This window comes from Carboxylicivirga sp. M1479 (assembly GCF_007097485.1).
GTDB lineage: Bacteria > Bacteroidota > Bacteroidia > Bacteroidales > Marinilabiliaceae > Carboxylicivirga.
Genome location: NZ_VKDE01000002.1, coordinates 1 through 22,274, shown reverse-complemented (window position 1 = coordinate 22,274; position 22,274 = coordinate 1). Strand labels below are relative to the sequence as shown.

At 38.5% G+C, this 22,274-nt stretch carries 22 protein-coding genes; 13 read left to right on the top strand and 9 right to left on the bottom strand.

The annotated features are described in order from the left end of the window. The first annotated feature begins 1 nt into the window (after position 1). Both FNN09_RS01900 and FNN09_RS01895 read left to right on the top strand, forming a co-directional pair. Positions 2-2,275 carry a patatin-like phospholipase family protein gene (locus tag FNN09_RS01900; protein ID WP_143299783.1) on the top strand — a complete coding sequence of 758 codons (2,274 nt, stop codon included), beginning with the start codon at positions 2-4 and terminating at the stop codon, positions 2,273-2,275. A gap of 52 nt (positions 2,276-2,327) precedes the next feature. After that, positions 2,328-2,669, top strand: a complete 342-nt coding sequence (locus tag FNN09_RS01895) for a TfoX/Sxy family protein (protein ID WP_143299782.1) — start codon at positions 2,328-2,330, stop codon at positions 2,667-2,669. Between the two features lie 59 nt (positions 2,670-2,728). Here FNN09_RS01895 and FNN09_RS01890 read toward each other — a convergent pair whose 3' ends face one another. Continuing rightward, the gene (locus FNN09_RS01890) at positions 2,729-3,652 is read right to left on the bottom strand and encodes an alkaline phosphatase family protein (RefSeq protein ID WP_143299781.1); all 924 of its coding nucleotides are present in this window, start codon (positions 3,650-3,652) and stop codon (positions 2,729-2,731) included. A gap of 410 nt (positions 3,653-4,062) precedes the next feature. On the opposite strand from FNN09_RS01890, the gene FNN09_RS01885 reads away from it, so the two are divergent. After that, entirely contained in the window at positions 4,063-4,836 is a 774-nt protein-coding gene (locus FNN09_RS01885) for an SDR family oxidoreductase (RefSeq protein WP_143299780.1), read from the top strand. 112 nt (positions 4,837-4,948) lie between these two features. Here FNN09_RS01885 and cls read toward each other — a convergent pair whose 3' ends face one another. Both cls and ribD read right to left on the bottom strand, forming a co-directional pair. Further along, a complete protein-coding gene (gene cls / locus FNN09_RS01880) occupies positions 4,949-6,412 on the bottom strand; it encodes a cardiolipin synthase (protein ID WP_143299779.1) in 1,464 nt (487 codons plus the stop codon). Between the two features lie 30 nt (positions 6,413-6,442). Next, positions 6,443-7,495, bottom strand: a complete 1,053-nt coding sequence (gene ribD / locus FNN09_RS01875; RefSeq protein WP_143299778.1) for a bifunctional diaminohydroxyphosphoribosylaminopyrimidine deaminase/5-amino-6-(5-phosphoribosylamino)uracil reductase RibD — start codon at positions 7,493-7,495, stop codon at positions 6,443-6,445. Positions 7,496-7,531: 36 nt separating this feature from the next. Between ribD and prmC the strand changes: the two genes are divergently transcribed. After that, positions 7,532-8,386, top strand: coding sequence for a peptide chain release factor N(5)-glutamine methyltransferase (prmC, locus tag FNN09_RS01870; RefSeq protein ID WP_143299777.1), 855 nt, complete (start codon positions 7,532-7,534; stop codon positions 8,384-8,386). Here the strand turns inward: prmC and FNN09_RS01865 are convergent. Next, positions 8,375-8,962, bottom strand: a complete 588-nt coding sequence (locus FNN09_RS01865) for an ACP phosphodiesterase (RefSeq protein ID WP_143299776.1) — start codon at positions 8,960-8,962, stop codon at positions 8,375-8,377. The two genes, prmC and FNN09_RS01865, sit on opposite strands and share 12 nt — an antisense overlap. A 164-nt stretch (positions 8,963-9,126) precedes the next feature. Here FNN09_RS01865 and FNN09_RS01860 point away from each other — a divergent pair, with 164 nt between their 5' ends. Further along, a complete protein-coding gene (locus tag FNN09_RS01860) occupies positions 9,127-10,473 on the top strand; it encodes a cyclic 2,3-diphosphoglycerate synthase (RefSeq protein ID WP_143299775.1) in 1,347 nt (448 codons plus the stop codon). A gap of 25 nt (positions 10,474-10,498) precedes the next feature. Here the strand turns inward: FNN09_RS01860 and FNN09_RS01855 are convergent, their stop codons facing one another. After that, positions 10,499-11,647 carry a 4-phosphoerythronate dehydrogenase gene (locus FNN09_RS01855; protein ID WP_143299774.1) on the bottom strand — a complete coding sequence of 383 codons (1,149 nt, stop codon included), beginning with the start codon at positions 11,645-11,647 and terminating at the stop codon, positions 10,499-10,501. 321 nt (positions 11,648-11,968) lie between these two features. On the opposite strand from FNN09_RS01855, the gene FNN09_RS01850 reads away from it, so the two are divergent. Further along, on the top strand, positions 11,969-13,990 hold the full coding sequence (locus tag FNN09_RS01850) for a transketolase (protein ID WP_143299773.1): 2,022 nt from the start codon (positions 11,969-11,971) through the stop codon (positions 13,988-13,990). An 87-nt stretch (positions 13,991-14,077) separates the two neighbouring features. On the opposite strand, the gene FNN09_RS01845 is transcribed toward FNN09_RS01850, so the two are convergent. Beyond that, entirely contained in the window at positions 14,078-15,211 is a 1,134-nt protein-coding gene (locus FNN09_RS01845; RefSeq protein ID WP_143299772.1) for a DUF6051 family protein, read from the bottom strand. A 240-nt stretch (positions 15,212-15,451) separates the two neighbouring features. On the opposite strand from FNN09_RS01845, the gene FNN09_RS01840 reads away from it, so the two are divergent. From FNN09_RS01840 to FNN09_RS01825, 4 genes are all read left to right on the top strand, one after another. Next, positions 15,452-16,306, top strand: coding sequence for a LytTR family DNA-binding domain-containing protein (locus tag FNN09_RS01840; protein ID WP_143299771.1), 855 nt, complete (start codon positions 15,452-15,454; stop codon positions 16,304-16,306). Positions 16,307-16,417: 111 nt separating this feature from the next. After that, positions 16,418-17,293: a metal ABC transporter solute-binding protein, Zn/Mn family gene (locus FNN09_RS01835; protein WP_143299770.1), complete on the top strand. Its 876-nt coding sequence runs from the start codon at positions 16,418-16,420 to the stop codon at positions 17,291-17,293. Positions 17,294-17,304: 11 nt separating this feature from the next. Next, positions 17,305-18,042: a metal ABC transporter ATP-binding protein gene (locus FNN09_RS01830; RefSeq protein WP_143299769.1), complete on the top strand. Its 738-nt coding sequence runs from the start codon at positions 17,305-17,307 to the stop codon at positions 18,040-18,042. Then, a complete protein-coding gene (locus tag FNN09_RS01825) occupies positions 18,035-18,844 on the top strand; it encodes a metal ABC transporter permease (protein WP_143299768.1) in 810 nt (269 codons plus the stop codon). The genes FNN09_RS01830 and FNN09_RS01825 overlap by 8 nt, the downstream gene beginning before the upstream one ends. Here the strand turns inward: FNN09_RS01825 and FNN09_RS01820 are convergent. Then, entirely contained in the window at positions 18,837-19,490 is a 654-nt protein-coding gene (locus tag FNN09_RS01820; protein WP_143299767.1) for a hypothetical protein, read from the bottom strand. The two genes, FNN09_RS01825 and FNN09_RS01820, sit on opposite strands and share 8 nt — an antisense overlap. A gap of 126 nt (positions 19,491-19,616) precedes the next feature. Here FNN09_RS01820 and FNN09_RS01815 point away from each other — a divergent pair, with 126 nt between their 5' ends. The 3 genes from FNN09_RS01815 (at position 19,617) to FNN09_RS21545 (ending at position 21,200) form a co-directional block, all read left to right on the top strand. After that, on the top strand, positions 19,617-20,471 hold the full coding sequence (locus FNN09_RS01815) for an SPFH domain-containing protein (protein WP_143299766.1): 855 nt from the start codon (positions 19,617-19,619) through the stop codon (positions 20,469-20,471). A gap of 5 nt (positions 20,472-20,476) precedes the next feature. Continuing rightward, positions 20,477-20,659: an Arc family DNA-binding protein gene (locus FNN09_RS01810; RefSeq protein ID WP_143299765.1), complete on the top strand. Its 183-nt coding sequence runs from the start codon at positions 20,477-20,479 to the stop codon at positions 20,657-20,659. 427 nt (positions 20,660-21,086) lie between these two features. Continuing rightward, complete coding sequence (locus FNN09_RS21545; protein WP_366520148.1) at positions 21,087-21,200, top strand: hypothetical protein; 114 nt, start codon at positions 21,087-21,089, stop codon at positions 21,198-21,200. Positions 21,201-21,236: 36 nt separating this feature from the next. On the opposite strand, the gene FNN09_RS01805 is transcribed toward FNN09_RS21545, so the two are convergent. Next, positions 21,237-21,461 (bottom strand): VF530 family DNA-binding protein, encoded by a 225-nt coding sequence (locus tag FNN09_RS01805; protein WP_370511662.1) that lies wholly within the window; start codon positions 21,459-21,461, stop codon positions 21,237-21,239. Between the two features lie 63 nt (positions 21,462-21,524). Next, positions 21,525-22,091, bottom strand: coding sequence for an isochorismatase family protein (locus FNN09_RS01800; RefSeq protein WP_143299763.1), 567 nt, complete (start codon positions 22,089-22,091; stop codon positions 21,525-21,527). Positions 22,092-22,274: the final 183 nt, after the last annotated feature.

Sequence of the window (22,274 nt, the reverse complement as noted above, 5' to 3'; positions counted from 1 at the left end):
CATGACTAAACTACTAGGCTCCATACTACTGGTTCTATTTTGCCTCAATAGCATACGGTTGCTGTCGCAAGAGGAGCCAGCTCGCCCAAAAATAGGACTTGTGCTTAGTGGTGGTGGTGCAAAAGGCCTCGCACATATTGGTGCTATCAAAGTTCTGGAGGAAGCAGGTATTCGACCTGATTATATTACTGGAACAAGCATGGGTAGTATCATTGGTGGACTTTATGCCGCTGGCTATTCGGCAACAGAGATGGATTCTATTGTTAGAACAATTGATTGGGCGGTAGTTTTAAGTGACCAAATACCACTTAGCGATGTGGTACCTGAAGAAAAAGCAGATTATAATCGTTTTCAATTGGAGTTCGACATTACTCCCAAAGGCATAAAACTGCCAGCTGGCATGGTTCAAGGACAACAAATTTCGAGAATGCTTTCTGACCTCACTTGGCATGTATCCGACTGTGCAACATTTGACGATTTGCCCATTCCCTTTCGATGTGTAGCTGTTGATTTAGTGACTGGAGAATCTTATGTATATAAAGATGGTGACTTAGTCCAAGCCATGAGAGCCAGCATGGCCATACCATCGGTATTTACACCAGTTGAAAAAGATAGTATGTATCTGGTTGATGGTGGTGTTCTGGATAACTTCCCAACTCGTTTGTGCCGAGAAATGGGTGCAGACATTATTATTGGGGTGAACGTTGGCAGCAGTGAAAAACCAGACATTGAAGATTTAAAAAGTATTACTGAAATACTGATGACCTCGGCCATGATTGGCAGCAGTACAGTCTTAGATGAGTCCATTGACGCTACTGATTATCTGATTACACCTGAACTGCATCCTTACACATCAGCAAGTTTTACCGATGGAGAAGGTATTATTGAGCGTGGAGAAGAAGCGGCCCGCCTGCAAGAAGAAGCATTCAGACACTTGGCTGACTCACTTGGCATACAAAAACGTACACCAAAAACAAATAATTATACTGCCAACACCTTGGTGGTATCTAAAATCATCATAAACAATCGCCAGCATGTCTCTCGCAATTATTTTCTATCAAAACTTGGCATAAACGAGGGCGATACGATTAGTAAAGAAAGAATTAATACAGGCATTAGCCGACTGATTGGCACCCGCTTTTACAATTTGGTAACCTACGATATTGAGCCCGACGAATCGAACTACATCATCACATTTAATACCGAAGAAACAAAACTTGCCAGAACCAAATTCTCAATCCACTACGACAATGAGTTAAAGGCTGGCCTAATTGCCAATATTACCCTACGCAACTTAATTTTTAAGAATAGTCGCCTATCCATAACTACCGACATATCAGAAAACCCGAGAGCACACGGAGAGATGATAAGCTACTTGGGAGAGAAACAAAATACTGGATTTATTGCTGATGGATACTTTGAGTACACACCTTTACCCATATACCAAAACAACCTAAAAAAAGCAGGAACACTTAATTATAGTCAAATAATGGCTGGAGGTGGCATCTTCCTTTCTTACAAAACAAGATCAATGATTGCGGCCAAAGTTTCCTGGGAGGAAATTAGAGTAACCCAAGCCTCGGGTTTATCAAATGTATTTGATCAAGGTGTTGAATTGTTTGGAAATGGATTTGTTTACGGTACATTGATTGCAGATCGGAACACACTTAACAAACGTTTTTATGCCACTAAAGGACACCACATACACCTTAAAGCAAAGCTCAATTATAAGGCATACGAATTTTACGAAGGCGAGTCAGATGCCAAAGCACTTATAGAACCATTTATCGACGTACCTGAGCAATATTACTTAGCAGGATCGCTTCATTATCAAAAGAACTTTAGTGCATCAAAGAATACGCATATTGAAGTAGGTGCTTCTTTAGCCGCATTTTCAGCTGATGCCCCATTTTTTGACATGCACCACATTGGTGGTACGGCATACAATATTAGTACGGGAGACGCTGCCTTTATCGGGTTAAATTACCGGGAAAAAATAGCCGAAAACTATGCTTTAGGTAGTTTTAAAATAAATTTTAACATTACTCCAACCATCTATGCTCATGCGGCAGCTAATGGTATTTACTCTCCCAACTACGGCAACAAAACATTTGAAGGGCAAAACTTTTACCTAGGAGCGAATGAATACATCATTGGTTTTGGAGGAGGTCTTTCTATCAACTCCCTAATTGGGCCAATTACTGTTGGTCTAGGAACCAATCTTGACGACTGGAAAGTAAGGGCATATGTAAATGTAGGCTTTCCATTTATGTAAAAATTTACCCCTAAAATAAGGCACTGTATTTAATTATAAAAACATTAATCCAATGGCTTACGACGAACATTTAGCAGACAGAATCAGGTTGTCATTGCGCACTAAAGGCACTCTATACCAAGAGAAAAAGATGATGGGAGGGCTTACGTTTATGATAGATAATAAAATGTGCATTGGTATCATTAAGAATGACTTGATGGCGCGCATTTCGCCAAGCATCTACGAAGAGGCACTAAAGGAGGAAGGCTGTAAAGTGATGAATTTTACCGGCAAGCCCATGAAAGGATATGTGATGATTGAGCCACGTGGCATAGACATGGATGAAGATTTAGACAAGTGGGTACAGCGATGCATCGATTTTAACCCCTTTGCTAAGTCAAGCAAAAAAAAATAAACAATAAAACTAAGCGATGTAATTTTCAGAACTCTATTTGATAGTTTAATCTCCAACACTCATTCGGTTAACGATACTCCATCTGTCTTACAGTTAAACTCTTGGCTGGTAATACCTAAAAAACTTAACACCGTCGGCGCTACATCTACTTGTGAACTAACGTGCGATTGTTTGAAGCAAATGCTTGGATGATTTGCATAAAAAACCGTATGTCGAATATGGTAGTTGTTATATCCACCTGTATGACTTTTATTGGCGCCTCCATGATCAGAAACAATCATTATCAACCAGTCTTCACCAAGATCTCGTTTTGCATTTACAATAGAAATAACATCCTCAACATAGGTGTCAATTCGGCCTAATGCTATAGTATATTCGGTACATTGAGCACTAAACCCATATTTATGTCCTGCCCTATCAAGATCATGAAATGACATAAACATCACATTTGGCTCAATTGGCTCACCCTCCGTCAGGAGCTGCTTCGCAATATTATAAACCTCTTCATCGTTATAAACGAATGTGTGCGCATAATCGGCATTTCCCAATACAATTCGTTCGTTTATTATTTTCCAACTCGACACCGAAATAGTATTCAGTCCACTATCGGCCAATTCAATATAGTCAAACACATGAGGATACTCTCGTAGATTGTGATATCTTAAATCATTCGTTCTTACCTGATGTTTTTGCACATGTACCCCAGTTAGTATACTTGTCCAATTAGGACCACTAAAAGTTAATCTTTCAACTAGATGCTCATTATTAAAGTAAGTTTCATCTCGTTGAGATAATTTAAATAAAAAGGGTGAAATATCAGCTTGCATCGCATCTGCTCTAAAACCATCGATACCAATGATTAACACTTTTCTGTTTTTTGAATTGACGTCAATAAATATTTCATCACCACAATCATCATTGCTACACGCAAACGCAATGATAAAAACAATACACTTAAACAAAGAAGTTACCAATCGATTCATGTACGTTATTCTTAGTAAGGTAAAATGATTGTTCCCTATTCATGCCTTTGGACAATGAATCCTTTCTCTGCCGCAATAAAATCAACACTATAATTAGAGTTGTATTATGCAGAGTTACATAAGGTACATGTTTGTGATGAAGAAGTAAATAATTGACCGAATTAAAGAAATCTGTTACACAAAAAGAGTAAAGCACATTTACTAGTAATTAATACCCTAAATTCAAACAAGGACTAAAATAGAATGCTATTCAATAAAAACAGTCCAGCTCTATTTTATCTCAACTTTAACTGCATTAAGTTGAAAGTAAAAAGCCAACAAACGCGCCATTGCAAAACTTTAAGCATCTATCACTCCATACCTTTAAACCTTTTGTACTTCAAATTGTCAATAAAGGAAACTTCTAAACCATGGATCTGAAAATAAATAACCACAGCTTTATCGTATGCGGTGCTACCGCGGGTTTTGGTCGTGCTACGGCCATTGCATTAATGATTGAAGGCGCTAAAGTAATTGGCATTGCACGCCAGCAAGAAGGGCTGGATGCGATGGAACTTCAATTCCAAAAGTTATTTACTGGCATTAAAGGAGACGTAACTCAATCAGATACGATTAATCAACTGGTTAGCCTCGCTAGCGGTCACCAAATAAATGGCATCCTCATTAATTCGTCAGGCCCACCAGCCAAGCAATTTGAAGAAACGCGTTTATCGGACTGGGATGATGCCTACAGGGGCATATTACGTTGGAAAGTAGAACTAACGCAAAAACTTTTACCGCACTTTAAAAACCAGGGTTATGGTCGCTTGGTTTATGTCGAGAGCTCATCGGTTAAGCAGCCCTATGAGAATCTCGTACTGAGCACATCGCTGCGTTTAGCTGTTTTAGGCATGATGAAAACGGCGTCTCAAGAAGTAAGCGGTCAGAATATTAATTTTAACATGATAGCTCCAGGTGCGCACGACACTTCTGCCATCAACCGTCTTATTGAAAAGAAAAGCCAGATGACAGGTATAGATTTTGAAACCACCAAAGCTAATTTTATTGAGGACATACCTGCTAAACAATTTGGTAACCCAGAGTATTTGGGCAATTTGGCAGCCTGGCTACTATCGCCCATGGCCGAATTTGTAAGCGGTCAAGTTTACGCTTTGGAAGGTGGAGCAGTAAGATCAACACTCTAATAAGTTAAAGTCATAAGCATCCTGTTTAAGGACCAAACATCTTATTCTTTAGAAATGTGGAGACTTATTGATTGACAGAAAAGTACTGTTCGAAAAGCCAACAAGCAATTGTTTACAATAAGGGACTAAATAAACGAGCGAACGACTCTTTAGCTTTCTGCCAACGCGGTCGTTTTTTCCATTCATCTAAATTAATGCAACGCGATTGTTTCTGATCTTCTAAGAAATAACCTTTTACTTCAATACTTTTTTCTTCATCAAAAATAAAGGCATTCACCTCATAGTTTTGCTCAAAGCTTCTGAAGTCCATATTAGTGGTACCAATGGTGCACAACTCATCATCCACCACCATCATTTTACTATGTAAAAAGCCTGGTTGATAGAAATAAAATTTAACGCCAGTAATAAGCATCTCCTTTATATACGATTTGGTACACAAAGCAGTAAAATAAGCATCGCTTTTCTCAGGAATTAGTATGCGCACATCAACACCACTCATGGCCGATGCCTTAAGTGCCATCAAAACGCTTTCACCTGGCATAAAGTATGGCGTGGTAATGTAAACGTATTTTCGCGCATTGGCAATTGCTTGGTAGTAACCCATCATAATGCCTGGCCAATCAGAATCCGGACCACTGGTAACAATTTGAACAGCCTTATCGCCAATAGGATTTTTAGGTGGAAAGTATTTCGGATCTGCAATGTCTTTCTGACTCACAAAATACCAATCGATAAAAAACACTGATTGTAGAGCATTTACAGCATCTCCCGTTATACGCAAATGCATATCGCGCCAAATACCATAAACAGGATTACCTTTTATGTATCGATCAGCCACATTTAGGCCTCCTAAAAAGCCAATCTCTCCGTCTACTACCACTATCTTACGATGATTTCGATAATTTACTTTGGAGGTTAAAGAAGGAAAACGAACAGTTAAAAAGCTATAAATCTCAATACCATAACGCTGTAAACTCTTAAAGAATGGACGTTTCAACTCCCAACTACCCACATCATCAACAATCATGCGAACCTCAACACCTTTACTTGCCTTTTCCTTTAGTATATCCAGTATCTGATTGCCAATTTCATCCTCATCAAAAATATAATATTGCAGATGAATGCTTTGACGGGCATTCTTTAAGGCATCCAGGATACAAGCAAAAGTGGCCTCGCCATTGTTTAAAACATCTACCTGATTACCAATAGTTAATATGGATGATGAGTTATTTAAAAATAACTGAATGAGCTTTTTATTATTAGCCACCATGGACATATCATCCATGTTTCCTTCTGCTAATTTGCTACTTTGTGAGTGTGCAATCTCACGCACCAAATCATGATTCTTCAGTCCCTTACGCCTAATAATCTTCTCTTTTCGAAGGTTTTGCCCAAAGAACACAAAAAAGACCACACCTAAAACAGGCACAAAAAGCAGTACCAACATCCAGGGAATGGTTTTAAGTGGACTTCTGTTTTCGAGCATTACCACAAACACAATGGCCAGCATGGCAAATACATAAGCCACCTTAACAATGTTAATTACCAGAGGAGGAATAGAATCAATAAAATCCATAGAGTTGAATAAATGTTCGTAGTTGGTAATTTACAAATTATTACGATGCACCAATAGTTTACTGGAACCAAAACTTTCCTGACGAATAAAAGTTCCTTTGACCTTTGGAGCTGGTATTCCCGCCTTAAAAACCACATCGCCAACATACTGATGTGCCTCATCCCATAAATTAGATGCAATTAAATGTTGTAAGGTAGCCTGGCCTCCCTCTACAATCACAGATTGAACACCTCGTTGCCAAAGGTCGGTCAATAACTGATCCTGCACTTCTTCCTCATTTACTTTTACATATTCAGTTAGTCCATCTATTTTTGATTGTTCACAATTATAAACAACCGTTGCACACGAACCATCAAGCAGTTTCGATGATTCATCCAATTGACACTTTTTATCAATAACACATCGCAAAGGCTGTATGCCCGACCAATCGCGCAAGGTTAGCGAGGGATTATCTTTAATAGCGGTATAAGTACCAACCAAAATTGCTTGTTCTGTACTGCGTTGTTTATGCACAGCTCGTCTGGCCCATTCGTTTGTTATCCAGGTTGGTTGCCCGTAATTTTCTTGTGTACGTTCAATATCGATAAAACCATCAAGCGTTTCGGCCCATTTTAAGATAATGTATGGACGTTTTTTATTGTGATAAGTAAAAAAACGACGGTTCAACTCCAAACTCTCGGCTTCCAACACTCCGCTTATGACCTCGATACCTTCTGCTTCCATCATGGCGACACCTTTGCCCGAAACCTCAGAAAATGAATCGATACAGCCAATAACAACTTTGGGAATATGATGGTCAATAATTAATTTGGAACAAGGCGGTGTTTTGCCATAATGTGCACATGGCTCAAGGTTGACATATAAGGTCGATTCTTTTAATAGACTTTTATCTTTGACCGAATGTACCGCATTTACTTCGGCATGGGGCTCGCCTGATTTTCGATGATAGCCCTCTCCTATAATCCTACCATTGTGCACCACAACACTGCCAACCATTGGGTTCGGATAAGTATTGCCTTCAGCCAATTGTGCCAATTGCAGGCAACGCTGCATGTATTTTTCATCAATCGATAAATGATTCATTGGAGTTTCGTAATTTTGCCGTTCAAGATACAAAAAATGAGCGGCACTACGATTCATCAATTCACTTCTAAGCTACTAACAGAGCTTAGTGATTATTATCCAGAGTACGAGATCAGGCAAATGGCAAAACTCTTACTACAAGAGGTATTGAAGGTTAGCAACACCGAGTTATTGATGATGAATCGTGAGCAACTTGATGAAAAGCAACTTCAAATACTTGATGGATATAAAGAGCAGCTAAAGCAACACATCCCTCTGCAATATATCATTGGACACACTGAGTTTTACAATCTTCAATTTAGCGTAAGTCCTGCCGTGCTTATTCCACGACCCGAAACCGAAGAGCTGGTTAATTGGATATTGACCGATCAACTTCCGATAAACAGCCTACTTGATATTGGAACAGGGAGCGGATGCATTGCAACAGCATTAAAAGCAAACATGCCCAACACACAGGTTACGGCATGGGACATATCGGAAGAAGCTCTTGCAGTAGCTAAACAAAATGCTAAACACTTAAAACAAGAAGTTCAGTTTGAGTTAATTGACGTACTCAACCATCAACCCAACGCCGAAAAGTTTGATTGCATTGTAAGTAACCCACCATATGTTCGTGAGTTAGAAAAAAGCATGATGGAGGCCAATGTTCTGGAGAATGAGCCACACACCGCTTTGTTTGTAAAAGATACCGACCCATTACTTTTCTACCGTAGCATTGCCCTACTGGCAAAGCAAATACTCAATCCTCAAGGGTATTTATATTTCGAAATTAATGAGTACCTGGCAAAGGACATGGAGGCCATGTTAAGTACTGCAGGATTTAACAACATTGAATACAGGAAAGATATTAATGGCAAAGACCGTATGATGAAAGCACGTTTAAAGAGCTAATTGCAACTCTTCATTGGCCATTATTCGAGCTTCCTGAAAAAACGCCATAAACTCATCGTTCAAGGCCTGATAATGCAAATCCATCTGTTCCATTGCCCAATCTGTTTCGGCAGGTAATGACGAATAGTTGGCCATAATTTCTAAACTTCGCTTAATGCCCTCTTTAGTTGCATAGGTTTCTAAACGACGGCTCTTAACCATGAATGGTAGAAAGCGCTTCACATTAGCAGGTAATTTAAAGTAGTTTCGCAGCAATGTTTTATGTACAGCAGAAACATATTGCGACAAACTCACATCGCTAAAATGCGACCAATTAACACCTAAAAAATGATCGTAAAACACATCCATCACAATGCCTGAGTAACGCCCATATCCATCGTTCAGTTTCCTGGCACTTTGCTTAACCAAAGGGTGTGTGTCGGTAAAATGATCAATTTTTCGATGCAAAAGAATACCCTGACGAATTGTTGGCGCATACTTCTCATAGTCGCGTCCTTTCACATGGTCGCCAATAAAGTTACCAATCTGGATGCCTGTATTATCGCCCGATAAATATAGATGAGCCAAAAAATTCATACGACAAACTTATTAAATTACGTGAACATGCTCACTAAATCAACATTACCATTCTGTTTCTTAACATGTTTACTCCACTAGCCATTTAATACTGCTTCCGGTACATTTATAGTAGTCAAGCTACAACTAGCTACCCAATCAATTAATAACCAAATCAATAAAAAATGAAACGAGCCATTATCATCGGCGCTGCCGGAAGAGATTTTCACAACTTCAACACTTTTTTAAGAAACAACAGAGACTACCAAGTGGTTGCATTTACAGCTGCACAAATACCTGATATCGACGGTAGAAAATACCCTGACGAACTAGCTGGCGAGCTTTACCCACAAGGCATACCCATCTACGCCGAGGAAGAACTGGAAAGGCTCATTAAAGAGAATGAAGTTGATGTTTGTATCTTTTCGTATTCGGATGTTCCTTATAATCGAGTGATGAATGTGTCGGCGAGAGTTAATGCGGCAGGTGCCTCGTTTATGCTTCTCGGCCCAAAGGACACGCAAATCAAAAGCAACAAGCCAGTCATATCTGTTTGTGCCACCAGAACTGGCTGTGGCAAAAGCCAAACTTCGCGCAAAGTAATTGAAATATTAATGGAGCAAGGCTTAAAGGTAGTTGCCATACGCCATCCAATGCCCTATGGCGATTTACTTAAGCAAAAAGTTCAACGTTTTGCCAGCCTTGACGATTTAGCATTTCATGAATGCACCATTGAAGAAATGGAGGAATACGAACCTCATGTTGTGCGAGGCAATGTAATTTATGCTGGCGTTGACTATCAAGCTATTTTAGATGCGGCTGAAAATGATCCAGATGGCTGCGATGTGATATTATGGGACGGTGGCAACAATGATTTTTCATTTTACCAGCCCGACCTATTAATAACCGTGGCCGATCCCCATCGTGTTAACCACGAGCTGAGCTATTATCCTGGGGAAGTCAACTTGCGAATGGCCGATATTGTGGTCATCAACAAAATGGATAGCGCCGCTCCCGAAGACATTAACCAGTTAAGAGCAAACATAGAAGCGACTAATCCAAAAGCAATCGTTATAGATGGTGCTTCTCCTATTCGCGTTGAAGATATTTCTGCCATAAAAGGTAAACGCGTATTGGTAATTGAAGATGGCCCCACCCTCACGCATGGTGAGATGAAACTGGGTGCAGGCACGGTGGCTGCTAAAAAATATGGAGCAGCTGAAATTATTGATCCACGCGAATATGCGATAGGAAAATTGGCAGATACCTACCGAATTTACCCAAACATTGGGGCTTTGCTTCCTGCCATGGGTTATGGCGAAGAGCAAGTAAAAGATTTGCAAGCAAGCATTGACAATGTGCCGTGTGATTCCATCATCATTGGAACGCCAATTGATTTAAACCGAATTGTAAAAATCAGCAAAGCCAATACTCGTGTACACTACGACTTACAAGAGATTGGCGATCCAACCTTACAAGATTCATTAGAAACGTTTGTAAAAACACATCAATTAAACCTTAGTAAAGTGTAGAATTTAAAGAGCGGTGGATATCGTTTTATCTGCCGCTCATTTTTTTTATGACCTTACCAAAACCAATATCAATCAGTTTTTTTAACATGGATTCATTGCCATTTTCTAACACAATCTGGTAAGCTTTAAACTCTCTGCGCACAGGGTATGCACCACGTAGGTATTCAAACTTCGCCAAGTCACCACGCAAATCAGCATCATCGTTAAATAATGGGTAAGTATGTAGAATTGCACGGGCAATAACTTCGTCTTCTGTTAAACCCACGCAATTAATCTCTAGTTGTGCCTGCTCAGGAAGTGGCAGTCCGCTTGCCTCCCAATCATCCATTCCCAATTTAAAAAAACGACTAATAGCTTGAACACTCATTTGGGTGCCTTTAGCCTTTCCGTCTTTTGAATACCCAGCAATATGAGGTGTTCCAATCCATACCAAATCAACTAAGTTTTTGTCAATGGCAGGTTCATTCTCCCACACATCGATTACAGCTCCACCAATCTGCTTTTCTGTTAAAGCCGCTTTCAAACTCTGCCCATCAATCACTTCTCCGCGCGAAGAATTAACCACTATTGCATCCGATTTCATACATTTAAGCAAGTTATCATCGCACAAATGCAAGGTTTTATCTTCTCCTGTTTTGCTTAGTGGCGTATGAAAAGTAATAACATCGGCTTTATTCACCACATCAGTTAAATTAACGAAATGCATATTGTTCTCTTGCCTTGCCCTTGGCGGATCAATTTCATAAACGGTCATGCCTAGCGCTTTTGCCATAGCACTCACCTTACTCCCTACGTTTCCTACACCAACAACAGCAATACTTCTATCTTTCAGAACCCACTTTTTTTCACTCACTAGCAAAGCCAAAACAGCTCCCAAATATTGTTTTACCGATTCTGAATTGCAACCAGGTGCATTGGTCCATTTTATATTGTTTTGCTCACACCAATTGGTATCTATATGATCAAAACCAATTGTTGCTGAGGCTATCATTTTTACCGAAGTTCCGTTTAACGAACCCTCATTGCATTTGGTTCGGGTCCTTGTTATTAAGGCATCAGCATTTTTTAAATCTTCATTGGAAATATCTCCTCCCGCCATATATTTCACCTCAGCCTTCGGCTCTAAAGCGCCAGTTAGAAAAGGGATTTTATCATCAGCAACAATCTTTAACATAGCAACAAATCGTATTAATTTATAATTCAAAAGTAATCATTATGTCGTAGTTATTTGGCTACGTTGCTACATCCAATTACTTCCAGCTACATTATAAAGAGTAGCTAATCAACTAAAAACAACAAAAATCATGTTGATTTAAATTAATATACAAGGGAAAAAAGTGTATTTTTGCGCCAAGTTTGAAGACTGTTCTACTGTTGTTTATTTACAGGGTAAATTATCAACAATAGAAACTGTTAGTAGCTCGGTTCGCTGAGCTATTTAACAAGTTCCATACAGCACAGGTACTGTATGAAATTTTTAATTTTAAAAAACGTAATGGACAAGAACATTTCAAAGCGCGCAGCCGATAACATTCGGATTTTATCAGCCGCAATGGTTGAAAAAGCAAAATCAGGTCACCCAGGTGGTGCAATGGGTGGTGCAGATTTTATGCATGTATTGTTTTCGGAGTATTTGAACTACGACCCATCGGATCGCACTTGGTTTAACCGCGACCGTTTTTTCCTTGACCCAGGACACATGTCTCCTATGTTATATTCTGGTTTAGCTTTAACTGGTACATATAGCATGGACGAATTGGCTAACTTCAGACAATGGGGTAGCCCAACACCAGGTCACCCAGAGGTGGACTTTGTAAGAGGTGTTGAAAATACATCTGGCCCATTAGGACAAGGTCATGTAATGGCTTTAGGTGCTGCAATTGCTGAACGCTTTTTAGCGGCTCGCTTTGGCGACTGGATGAGTCATAACATCTACACATTTATTTCGGATGGTGGTATTCAAGAAGAAATTTCTCAGGGCGCTGGTCGTTTAGCTGGTCACTTAGGAATGAGTAACCTTGTTATGTTCTACGATTCAAACGATATTCAGTTATCAACAATTTGTGATGATGTAACGATTGAAGATACAGCTAAAAAATATGAAGCTTGGGGATGGGCTACCATGACTATTGATGGTAACGACCACGATCAAATTCGTAAAGCTTTGGATGCTGCACAGGCTGAAACAGAGAAACCATTCTTAATTATTGGTAAAACAGTAATGGGTAAAGGTGCTGTTAAGGGCGATGGCGATTCATTTGAAAAGCAAGTTTCAACCCACGGACAGCCATTAAGTGCTGCTGGTGCATCAATTGATGATACAATTAAAAACTTAGGTGGTGATGTTGCTAACCCTTTCCAATTATTAGAGGGTGTTGAAGAGCTATACGCTGAAGCACATGCTAAAAAAGCTGCTTTTGTAGCTGAAAAGAAAGCTGAAGAAGCTGCATGGGCAAAAGCAAACCCTGAGTTAGCTGCTAAATTAGCTCAATTCAAATCTGGCGAAACAAATGTTGATTATTCAGCCATTGAGCAAAAAGCTGGTAGCGCTACACGTGCAGCTTCTGCAACGGCTCTTGGCGTATTTGCCGAGCAGGTTGAAAACATGATTGTGATGTCGGCTGACTTGGCCAATTCAGATAAAACAGATGGTTTCTTAAAGAAAACAACTGTATTTAAAAAAGGTGATTTCTCAGGAGCATTCTTACAGATTGGTGTTGCTGAGTTAACAATGGGAGCTATCGCTAACGGTATGGCACTTCACGGTGGTGTAATTGCTGCTTGTGGTACTTTCTTTGTGTTCTCTGACTATATGAAGCCAGCGGCTCGTATGGCAGCCTTAATGCAATTACCAGTTAAATACATTTGGACACACGATGCTTTCCGTGTAGGTGAAGATGGCCCAACCCACCAGCCAATTGAGCAAGAAGCTCAAATTCGTTTGATGGAGAAGTTACAAAACCACCACGGAGAAAACAGCATGTTAGTTGTTCGTCCTGCTGATGTTAACGAAGGAACTGTTGCCTGGAAAATGGCAATGGAGAACACAAAAACACCTACTGCATTAATTCTATCTCGTCAGAACATTCCTAACTTACCAGGAAGTTCATACGAAATGGCTTTGCAGGCAGAAAAAGGAGCATACATTGTGGAGAAAGATGCCGATACACCAGATGTAGTGTTATTAGCGTCGGGTTCTGAAGTTGCTACTTTGGTTGATGGTGCTAAATTACTTCGCGAGCAAAAAGGCTTAAAAGTAAATGTTGTATCCGTTATCTCTGAAGGATTATTCCGCACACAAGATGCAGCTTACCAAAATGCTATTCTTCCGGTTGAAACACCACGTTTTGGTATGACAGCTGGTTTAACAGTAACATTGGAAGGCTTAGTTGGTGCCAATGGAAAAGTTTGGGGACTTAACCATTTCGGTTACTCAGCCCCTTATACTGTACTTGACAAAGAATTTGGCTTTACAGGCGAGAATGTTTTCAACCAAGTGGTTGAGATGCTTGGATAAAAAGGTCAAGCCTCTATAAAACTAAAAAAGGGTGATGGTTACGTTTAACCAATCACCCTTTTTTTTCAGGTTAACAATCATTCATTCTCAACATGTTGTAAAAAGCAGAGCCGACTTTGACATTAATTTGTCAAAAGCCTCATTAACCTGATTTACCAATTTATTAGAAAGCAATGGAAATGGCATAATATGAGAATACGGATAGTTTAAATCCCATTCCTCAAAATGCATCCCCTTTAATGTTTTTTTTACCGTATCGGCAATTACCACCGAATCGTTTTTAAGTACAACCGCCGATAAGCGATCTTTCATAAAGGCAAAATAATGTTCTCCTTTTTGCCTAAGATTGCTTAAGGAAAGCATATCTACAAAGGATTGTCCTAAGCGAGTATTACTTAATAAATCATTCACTTGTTCACTCCCTTCCACTTTGGCTTTATTATAGTAGCTGTGTAAAGTTTCAAAAGCACGGCTATCCATTATGTATTTCGATATGCCTTGCCAATCGGCAAAAGCACTTCCTCCACAAAAGATAAAGAGCTTGCTCTTTGCTAGTTCTCGTTCACCATGAGCCAAAAACATAATTTGAGCTAAAAAGGAGCCAATTGAGTACGCGAAAAAATCGATGCGCCCGTCTTTTTTAATACCCGCATGTTTGCCCAATTTTATTTCTTTAACCAAAGCCAATATATCATTGGCAGCCTGGAAGCCAGAAAGAAGAAAACGTTCTGGATGATTTGTTAAACGTTCGCTCAATGCCACATTGGCCACACTCAATCCTTTTACTTGCGGCAGCTGTACCTTTCTATTCTTAACAAAAGCTGTCATCTGACGCGGATCGCACCATGCTTTTGGTGAGCGATTCATATGATAGGCAATAGGAAATAAGATGACCGATTTATTGGTATTATTAGCTAGCTGATAGGCCCAGGGCAAATACTTTTCCCAACTACGTTCATTTAATCCATGCAAAAGAATAATGCACCCGTCAGTTGGTGTGTTATTTAGCGGCCTAAACATTGGATATGTAAAGTGATTGTTTTTCTCCTGCTCGCCACTTTTCAAATCAAAAGCACTTGGTGCGGTTGTAAACGATGCCACAGAAGATTTGGAATGAAACTCTTCTATAGATATACCGAAAGCATCTTTATCAGGAGGTAGTGTGGCTACTCCCGATAAAAGATGTTCTTTCAGAGTTTGATATAGAAAAAAATAATTCATGGAGTTTCGAATACGATAGGATGTTCTGCCTGTTTACATCTTACGAATGCAAACCAAGTCAACAAAAAAGGAATGTGCAATTTTATGTGATTTCCACTATCAATCAGGGCTTAAATTCAAAATATTGGGGTGAAATTCGATAGTGTGGGGTGAAAAACAGCCTTACTAATCTTTAAATAATACGTAAATTACCAGAATTGTCTTCAAAAATTAAAGTATAAATTGCATCTTTAGCCCATTATGGATTTTAGCAAAGCATTACCATCCTATCAGGTAAAAAAGAAAAACATAGTTCGCTTAATTCTTTTCACGGCGACCTTTGCTTTGGTATTCATTAATATTTATCAACCATTTGATGTTAGCAATTGGTTTGAAATCTCCAAACTTGAACTCTTTTTATACTCAAGCCTTGTTATCCTAACAGGCGTATTGGTTGTGGTAATTAGCCGAATTATAATGTACCACCGGGCAAAAAGAGGCAAACACATTTCAATAGGTCGCTATCTTCTTTCAATAGCCATTGAAATTATTTGCATGTCGTTGTTCTACACGCTTTACGAACTAATAATATTACATGATCCTAGAACTTTCGAAGAGGCTTTTAAAGTATCAATTCTTAACACAGCTCTGGTTCTATTAATACCTTATACAGTATCGTGGTTGTTTTTTGCATGGATGGATAACAAGGAGAAATTAGAAGCTTTGGAAGAAGGTGACATAGATACTATTAAGCCAGAAGTGAACGGTATGGTGATGTTTAATGATGACAAGGGCACTATGCGTTTATCTATTAAACAGGATGATTTACTATACCTGCAAGGCGCCGATAATTACGTAACTATTTATTATTCACACCAGCAGAAACAGGAGAAATTTCTACTTCGAAACACGCTTAAAAAACTTGAAGATACGCTTAAGCCACTCAACATTATTCGATGTCATCGTTCATACATGGTTAATTTTAGAAAAGTTAAGATGATTGAACGAACAAAAGATGGCTTGAGAATAAAGCTTAACACACAACCTCTTGTAGAAATACCCGTATCAAAAACTTATACCGAATCCATCTTCCAATTATTCGGACAAAGCTATTAAAGATATTCGCATCTTTTTATTATTGCAACATTGTTGCATTTCTTCGCCAGTTCAAGTACTTTTGTATGGTTAACCGTCCAAATTATTCAAAACACACTAGCGCGATTATACATGATTAACAAACTATTATTTACATTCTTAATTTCCATACTTTTAGTTGGATGTAATTTACAACAAGCAGATCAAAGCAAAGAGATATTGACTGTCAGCATAGCTCCGCAGAAATACTTTATTGAACGCTTAATAGGAGATACCATTGATGTGAACATTATGATTCCTCAGGGATCTGATCATGCTACCTATGCTCCATCGGCAACACAGATTAAAAAATTATCAAAATCGGTAGCCTATCTAAAAATGGGGCACTTAGGTTTTGAATCTGTATGGGTAGAGAAAATACAGTCGGCCAACCCAAATTTGAAATGGTTTGACATGTCCAATGGTATTTCGACTATTCATGGAGACCACAGTCATCATCACCATGATCATGATCACATCTGCAGTGCAGGCGTGGATCCTCATATTTGGACATCGCCTAAAGAAGTGCAACAAATAATAAAAAATACACGTCAGTATTTAGTTGAACTATTTCCTCAGCATAAGGGTGTAATCGCATCAAACTACGAACTGTTAATGTCGGAATTAGACGAAATGGATGAGCGTTTAAAAACCGTTGCCTCACGAAATCCAAATCTGGCCTTTATGATCTTTCATCCGGCATATACCTACTTGGCACAAGCCTATGGTTTTGAGCAAATAACCATTGAATTTGAAGGTAAAACGCCAACTCCTGGCCGATTAAAAACAACCATAGAAAATGCCAGAGAGAAGCAAATTAAAACCATTTATATTCAACAAGAATTTGATCAATCAAATGCGCTGGTAATTGCCAAAGAAATAGGTGCCACCACCGTTCAGGTAAACCCCTTAGACGAGCAGTGGAAAAATGAAATGGAACGTTTCATCAATTATCTTGAGACACAGTAAGACTAAAGGCTATGAAACCACTAATCCGACTAAAAAACATTTCTGCAGCTTATGACGATACAACTGTTCTCAAAAATGTTGACCTAACAGTGAATGCTAATGACTTTATAGGAATTATAGGACCAAATGGGGGTGGAAAAACTACCCTACTAAAGCTTATTTTGGACTTGCATACTCCTTTATCGGGCCAAATAGAAAAATCGCAAGATCTCAGAATTGGTTATTTGCCACAAGTCAATACCATTGACAAACAATTTCCGATAACAATTAAGGATGTTATTTTGTCGGGAAGATCGAGTACAAAATGGTGGCATAAAGCAACAAAGGCACAGCTAAAACGTGTTGATGAGTTATTGGAATTTATTGGTTTTGAAACGCGTCATAACCTACCCATTGGAGAACTTTCGGGTGGACAAATGCAACGTGTATTTCTTTGTAGAGCACTTATTAGCGAACCAAACTTATTAATTTTGGATGAACCCAATACTTACGTTGACAAAACCTTTGAGGCCAATCTATATCATCTACTAGAAGATTTGAATAAGCAAATGGCTATTCTATTGGTATCGCACGATGTGGGCACCATATCATCAATGGTTAAAACCATTGCCTGCGTTAACGGCGGCTTGCATTACCATAACAGTAATAAAATTACCAACGAAGTGCTTAAATCCTATAACTGCCCAATTGAATTGGTAAGTCATGGTAAAGTACCTCATCGCGTTTTAAAGGACCACGACCATGAATGAATTGTTTGAATTATTCACTTATTCATTTTTTAGAAATGCCTTGCTGGCCTCATTGTTCACCTCAATTATAGCAGGAATTGTTGGCAGTTATATTGTTGCTAAGCGAAGTGTTTTTATTAGTGGAGGCATCACACATGCTTCATTTGGCGGAATGGGAATCGCTTATTATATGGGCTGGCCTCCTTTTTTTGGTGCAGCCATATTTGCTCTTTTATCAGCACTTGGCATTGAATGGAGCAGTACAAAAGCAGGTATTAGAGAAGATAGTTCAATTGCTATTCTTTGGTCACTCGGAATGGCGATTGGTATACTATTTGTTTTTATCACACCTGGTTATACGCCCAACCTAATGGGCTTTTTGTTTGGCGATGTATTAACGGTGCAAGTATTAGATTTAATTTGGCTATTCAGCATTGCAACACTCAGCATTGTGCTGGTTTTAATATTTTACCCAGTCATTCTATCAGTTGCTTTCGACAGTCAATTTGCAAAAGTATCAGGTTTACCGGTGCAGGCAATTAAATACGTCATCGCCGTTTTCGTTGCCATATCCATTGTGCTATCGATAAAAGTAATGGGTATTATTCTCGTCTTATCCTTGTTTACAATTCCGGCTTCGGCAGCTAATTTGTTTGTCAAAGACCTAAAAAAGGTAATGTTTGGATCAGTTATAATTAGTGTGCTTGGAAGTATTAGCGGCTTGTTAATGGCTTATTTCTTTGACTTACCATCAGGGGCGACCATTATTTTTACCTTAACAGCCATTTATCTGATTCTTCGTATAATTAAATGGATCAAATAACGACCTGAAAATTATCCTTGTTATTTATTAACCATTGATCATAGTCGAATAGAACCTCCGTTATATTTCGAAGAGAGATTTTATGACTTATAGTTTCTAAATACACTTCAGACATCCCATATTGCTTGAGAATCTCATTCAAACTTTGATAATTATTACTGACTTCTAACTTGGTTAAACCCAATTGAGAATTGTACAAATAGTAATCTTCATAAACAATAATCTTGGCTTCTATCCGCTCTTCATCTAATTGCAATTCGTTTCTACAAAGCATTAAAGCTCCGCTATAAATAACATTTAGAAAGCGATCTTTTTGCCGGTCTATTTTAATAATACTTTTATAATGAAGGGTTTCACTAATGAAAAAATGATCCTCACCCTTAAATTTAAAACTAAAAGATTTTAGTTCATCAGGATAATAAATATGACTTTTATTGTCGGGCCCTCGGAATTTAACTGCATAGTATAAATAAGACAGATCGAAGCCTTTTATGAACCATCCTCCTGTATAAAAGTCGGTTTTAGGCAACTTAATTTCACCAACAATTCTCACACTATCCTTGGTCTGAATATAGCCCTCAACCCATTTACTCCATACAGAAGTAAAGGTAAACATGAGAAATAGTAAAATTAAAGCGCGTTTCATCATAATAATTAAGCACAAATATAACACTTGCAGATACTATTCATTAGAAAGCAAGTATTTAAATAAGAAAATACTTGCCTTTAATCTCAAATTCATTTATCATTGTGATACTATTTTAATATCATTATGAGACAAGAACAAACTACCAACCCCAAAAGTGGATACGTCATGTTGATCGTATTCCTCGTGTTATTTGCAGCTACTATTGCAAATATTGTGATCTTCGGCTTATTTATTTTATTGGCCGCTCTACCTTTTATTTTAGCAATTCTACCAGGTTTCTTTATCGTCAATCCGAACAGTTCAAAAGTGCTTGTATTATTTGGTGCGTATAAAGGCACGGTAAAAGAAAATGGCTTCTTTTGGGCCAACCCATTTTACAGTAAACAAGCTATTTCTTTACGTGCCCGTAACTTTGACAGTGATCGTGTTAAAGTGAACGATAAAATTGGTAACCCTATCTTAATCAATGTTATATTGGTTTGGAAAGTGAATAACACTTACAAAGCAGCATTTGAAGTTGATCATTACGAAGAGTTTGTGCGTGTACAAACCGATGCTGCAGTACGAAAATTAGCAGGCTCTTACCCGTACGACAATTTCGACGATGCTCAGGCGGAGATGACATTACGATCGGGCATGCACGAAGTGAATGAAGCATTAGAGAATGAAATTACAGAACGACTTGCCATAGCAGGTATTGAAGTAACCGAAGCACGCATTGGCTATCTGGCCTATGCTCCTGAAATTGCTAGTTCGATGCTAAAACGACAGCAAGCTGTGGCCATTGTGGCAGCTCGTAAAAAAATTGTTGAAGGCGCTGTTGGTATGGTTGAGGATGCTCTAACTCAACTATCGGAGGATAACATTATTGACTTTGATGACGATAAAAAAGCTTCGATGGTTAGCAATTTAATGGTAGTTTTGTGCGGCGATAAAGAAGCTACACCAGTTATCAACACAGGTTCATTACATTCTTAGTAGGCATGAGTAAAAAAAAATCATTTGTATTACGAATTGACCCAGAAACATTTAAACAAATTGAAAAATGGGCTGATGACGAATTTAGGAGCGTCAATGGACAACTCGAATACATGATTCATAAAAGCCTAAAAGATGCCAAACGCTTAAAGAGTAATAAAAAAACATCCACAGATAAAGATGAATAAGAAACAAGAGCAATTCCAGATGGAGTTGCTCTTTTTGTATTATTATGTACTATGATTAATCAATATTTTGTTAAAATTTTAAGCTGCAATTGTACCGTACCTCATTAATTTTGAGAGTCGCCTTTTATTTATTCGTGTGTATGCATTAATCCCGAACTCATTAAAAAAATAATCAAGCAGTAATGTGTTATGGTTTACTGTTTTAACATATGCCAGTGCAAATGATTTTAGTTGTTATTTGGGGATGCTTGACCAATGCGCAGCTTAGCAAGATTCATGGCTATTAATGACGCATTGAAGTGAAAATCGAGCTTATTTTCACTTCTTGCCTGGCAATCAATTAAACCTACATGCTGTTTTCCATCTAGATATAAGAATACGATCTGAAATCTACTCTGATAAAAATCCCCCTTAATCAGATCGTAATATTTTTGGTTTGGACCTGAAACCCAATTTTAAGTTTATGGATAGAATGGTGGATGAGACGCCTACAACTTGTTTATTAATACGTGATTCGTGGCTTCGGATAATTCTTGCCTAAAAGAAATACACAAGAATAACAGCATCGTTTCGCTTATTATTTTTCTCCAAGACCTAAGCGAAGGTATAGCTGCTCAACTTCCTCTCGGGCCCATGGAGTTCTTCTCAAGAACTTAAGACTCGACTTAACTGACGGATCCTTGTTAAAGCAATTGATATTAATATTATAGCCTAATTGCTCCCAACCGTAATAGTCAACTAAGGCCTCTACAATATCTTTCAATTTTACACCATGCAAGGGGTTGTTGGGCTGTTCATTTATAGGCTTATCCATTATACTGCTTTAGTGGAAAGTACTTGCTTACTACTTTTATCTGCCACAAAGTTATAAACTTCTACCAGCGTTGATAGCATTTTTTATTTCTTCAAAGCTTTTCACATCAACTTTGCCATTGGTGGGTAGCATATTCCTCCACACCCAATTGTAATGTTCAATCACTTTTGCGGCTGTCAAATGCGGACGTTCTCCAGTTGTATGGCCATTCTCAACAACGGTAAGCTGATAAGCTTTAACTAAAGCAGATTGAATAGTAGACTCCACACAGAAATCAGTGGCACAACCAGTAATAATCAATTCGTTGACGCCCAATTCATTTAATTTCGCCTGCAGTTTTGAGTTGTAAAAGCCATCATTCGCATACTTATCAATCAATATATCTTTTGCTTCAACAATTAGCTCATCCAGGTTTTCCCAATCCGTTGAATTCTTTTCAAATTCTCCAGTTCCAGTACCGTCGTGTTGAATATATATAACAGGATAATTGTGTGCCCTACAGATAGAAGCCAGTTCGTTGATCCTTCTCACCACACCTACAGTATCAAAGCGTGGCGTGGCAGGTGTAAAGGAGCCCTTTTGCATGTCAATTACTAAGAGTGCTTTTGTATATACCATAATGGTGTGATTAATCCTTAAAATATGTTGAGTAGGATAAAGCTAAATAGTCAAACCTTAAAAGTGACTTAGGGAGTTGATATTCAGTAGATAATACATCTCATTAAGTTTCTTGTTCTGCAAGCAATTGTGTATTTTAGTAACAAAGCTTGCAGATATGGTTGGAAAACAAGACAATACCCC

What these genes read in the sequence shown, in the direction of transcription:
- FNN09_RS01900 (WP_143299783.1), top strand. Translation starts at nt 2, where the DNA reads ATGACTAAACTACTAGGCTCCATACTACTGGTTCTATTTTGCCTCAAT.
- FNN09_RS01895 (WP_143299782.1), top strand. Translation starts at nt 2,328, where the DNA reads ATGGCTTACGACGAACATTTAGCAGACAGAATCAGGTTGTCATTGCGC.
- FNN09_RS01890 (WP_143299781.1), bottom strand. Translation starts at nt 3,652, where the DNA reads ATGAATCGATTGGTAACTTCTTTGTTTAAGTGTATTGTTTTTATCATT.
- FNN09_RS01885 (WP_143299780.1), top strand. Translation starts at nt 4,063, where the DNA reads ATGGATCTGAAAATAAATAACCACAGCTTTATCGTATGCGGTGCTACC.
- cls (WP_143299779.1), bottom strand. Translation starts at nt 6,412, where the DNA reads ATGGATTTTATTGATTCTATTCCTCCTCTGGTAATTAACATTGTTAAG.
- ribD (WP_143299778.1), bottom strand. Translation starts at nt 7,495, where the DNA reads ATGAATCATTTATCGATTGATGAAAAATACATGCAGCGTTGCCTGCAA.
- prmC (WP_143299777.1), top strand. Translation starts at nt 7,532, where the DNA reads ATGAGCGGCACTACGATTCATCAATTCACTTCTAAGCTACTAACAGAG.
- FNN09_RS01865 (WP_143299776.1), bottom strand. Translation starts at nt 8,962, where the DNA reads ATGAATTTTTTGGCTCATCTATATTTATCGGGCGATAATACAGGCATC.
- FNN09_RS01860 (WP_143299775.1), top strand. Translation starts at nt 9,127, where the DNA reads ATGAAACGAGCCATTATCATCGGCGCTGCCGGAAGAGATTTTCACAAC.
- FNN09_RS01855 (WP_143299774.1), bottom strand. Translation starts at nt 11,647, where the DNA reads ATGTTAAAGATTGTTGCTGATGATAAAATCCCTTTTCTAACTGGCGCT.
- FNN09_RS01850 (WP_143299773.1), top strand. Translation starts at nt 11,969, where the DNA reads ATGGACAAGAACATTTCAAAGCGCGCAGCCGATAACATTCGGATTTTA.
- FNN09_RS01845 (WP_143299772.1), bottom strand. Translation starts at nt 15,211, where the DNA reads ATGAATTATTTTTTTCTATATCAAACTCTGAAAGAACATCTTTTATCG.
- FNN09_RS01840 (WP_143299771.1), top strand. Translation starts at nt 15,452, where the DNA reads ATGGATTTTAGCAAAGCATTACCATCCTATCAGGTAAAAAAGAAAAAC.
- FNN09_RS01835 (WP_143299770.1), top strand. Translation starts at nt 16,418, where the DNA reads ATGATTAACAAACTATTATTTACATTCTTAATTTCCATACTTTTAGTT.
- FNN09_RS01830 (WP_143299769.1), top strand. Translation starts at nt 17,305, where the DNA reads ATGAAACCACTAATCCGACTAAAAAACATTTCTGCAGCTTATGACGAT.
- FNN09_RS01825 (WP_143299768.1), top strand. Translation starts at nt 18,035, where the DNA reads ATGAATGAATTGTTTGAATTATTCACTTATTCATTTTTTAGAAATGCC.
- FNN09_RS01820 (WP_143299767.1), bottom strand. Translation starts at nt 19,490, where the DNA reads ATGAAACGCGCTTTAATTTTACTATTTCTCATGTTTACCTTTACTTCT.
- FNN09_RS01815 (WP_143299766.1), top strand. Translation starts at nt 19,617, where the DNA reads ATGAGACAAGAACAAACTACCAACCCCAAAAGTGGATACGTCATGTTG.
- FNN09_RS01810 (WP_143299765.1), top strand. Translation starts at nt 20,477, where the DNA reads ATGAGTAAAAAAAAATCATTTGTATTACGAATTGACCCAGAAACATTT.
- FNN09_RS01800 (WP_143299763.1), bottom strand. Translation starts at nt 22,091, where the DNA reads ATGGTATATACAAAAGCACTCTTAGTAATTGACATGCAAAAGGGCTCC.